Source organism: Pseudoalteromonas sp. SA25, from assembly GCF_011378705.1.
GTDB classification, from domain to species: domain Bacteria; phylum Pseudomonadota; class Gammaproteobacteria; order Enterobacterales; family Alteromonadaceae; genus Pseudoalteromonas; species Pseudoalteromonas arctica.
In genome coordinates this window covers 1-2041 of record NZ_WTKV01000054.1, presented here as the reverse complement: position 1 = coordinate 2041, position 2041 = coordinate 1, and the positions used below count along the sequence as shown (strand labels likewise).

Here is a 2041-nt window from a genome sequence, read left to right as displayed (position 1 = left end):
GCAATGCATGCGAAAGCCACCCATTAAAACGGGGCGACAAGTACAGTTTATAAATAATGAATCGCGCAAAAAGCTGAGCTATGTTGATAAGATGAAAGTAAAAATAGACAGCCCCATAGGTCGACGACAATATAGCAAACGACTCGGGTGTATCGAACCAGTGTTCGGGAATATTACGGTGAATAAAGGCATGAATAAATTGACCTTACGGGGTCAAATGAAAGTGAATGCGCAATGGCAACTGTATTGTCTTGTTCATAATATAGAAAAGCTGCAAAACACGATGCATTAAGAAGGGTAAGCCCTTTTACCCTAAATAAAAGCCACTCAACCACCCTTAATCCCTTCCAAAACGCCAATTAAAACAATACCAAATTCCCACTTTACGTTCTGCATAAAATACAGTAATCGATTGAACCAAAATAGGAACTCAGCTATGGTTTGTTTATCAATAAAAATAAATAAAAAAACGAGTTAATCTACAGGCTCGTTAGGTGCAAATCGAGTATGGCTACACTTTATATATTTTCAGGATTGCCGGGAACTGGTAAAAGCACTTTAGCTGCGCTTTTAAGTAAACACCTTGGATCGTCGTATTTACGAGTTGATACAATTGAGCAATCCCTAAAGGATATCTGTGGTTTAAAGGTTTATGCTGAAGGTTATCAAATAGCTTATAGATTGGCTTCAGATATTTTAATACAAGGGCTGAATGTGGTTGGCGACTCATGTAACTCTGTTCCTGAATCTAGAGTTGAATGGGAGCAAACGGCTATTAATTCTGGTGCAAAATACGTTAATATAGAAATTAGTTGTTCTAATAAAATTGAGCATAAAATCAGAGTAGAAAGTCGTGATTCTCCTGTAAAAGGTTTGGCTTTACCATCGTGGGAAAGTGTAAATGCAAGAGAGTATCACCCTTGGAATTCGGAAATAGTCTCAATTGATACTGCTGGTGAATTACCTGAACGATCAATTCTAAAGCTTATTGAAAGGCTTGGTGTATAAATACACCTGGAAAATAAACTGACACCCATCCTAAATTTTGCATTTTTTAAAATTAAAGGCTAGCCTTTATTTAGTGCAAAAAACAAGCAGAGTGTCTTATGGCAATCGCAAGAAAGCGTCAAGTAAGTTTGGTTGATACAAAGTACTATCACTGTATTTCACGTTGCGTGCGTCGTGCTTTTCTATGTGGGGAGGACCGTTTTACAGGCAAGTCTTATGAGCATCGACGAGGCTGGGTTGAAGATAGGTTGCTCGTATTAGCAAAAATATTTTGTATTGATGTATGTGCTTATGCCGTCATGAGTAATCATACCCATTTAGTATTGTATGTTGATGATAAGAAAGTGAATAGGCTAAATGATAAAGCGATTATTATTCGCTGGCATAAACTGTGTAAAGGCACATTGCTAACGCAAAAATATGTACAAGGTGAAAAGCTAAGTAAAGTTGAACTCATCTTTTTCAATCAAACGGTTAAGCAATACCGAGAGCGCTTATCAAGTATCAGTTGGTTTATGCGGTTGTTAAATGAAAACATTGCTCGCAGAGCAAATAAAGAAGATAACTGCACTGGCCGTTTTTGGGAGGGACGATTCACGTCTCAAGCATTATTAGATGAAGCAGCCCTTGCGGCCTGCATGGCGTATGTCGATTTAAACCCCATTAGAGCCAAAATGGCTAACACCCCAGAAGAGTCAGACCATACCAGCATCAAACAGCGTTTAACGTATGTAAAGGATGGCAAGCAACCAAAACAACTACTGCGCTTAGCAGGCATGCCACGTCAAATTATGCCAAAAGGGCTGCCTTTTGAGCTTAAATCGTACCTTGAACTTGTTGAGCTAACAGGGCGCTGTATACGAGAAGACAAACGTGGTTATATTGAAAGTACACACTTACCCTTACTCGAAAGAGTTAACATCTCCCCAGAAAACTGGTTAAAGCTCACCACACAATTTACACGTGTATTTCATGGTGCAGTCGGCAGGCCAGCCTCACAAGAAGGTTATTGTGAAAACTTAAACCGAAAGCG

At 39.1% G+C, this 2041-nt stretch carries 3 protein-coding genes; all 3 read left to right on the top strand.

Annotated features, from left to right (window positions below; genetic code table 11):
• A partial coding sequence (locus GQR45_RS21225) for a transposase (protein ID WP_240920210.1) occupies nucleotides 1–292 on the top strand: 292 nt, incomplete at its 5' end.
• Between the two features lie 215 nt (nucleotides 293–507).
• Nucleotides 508–1008 carry an AAA family ATPase gene (locus GQR45_RS21220; RefSeq protein ID WP_165726943.1) on the top strand — a complete coding sequence of 167 codons (501 nt, stop codon included), beginning with the start codon at nucleotides 508–510 and terminating at the stop codon, nucleotides 1006–1008.
• Between the two features lie 98 nt (nucleotides 1009–1106).
• Nucleotides 1107–2041 (top strand): transposase (locus GQR45_RS21215; RefSeq protein ID WP_165726942.1); only part of this gene is annotated, 935 nt, incomplete at its 3' end.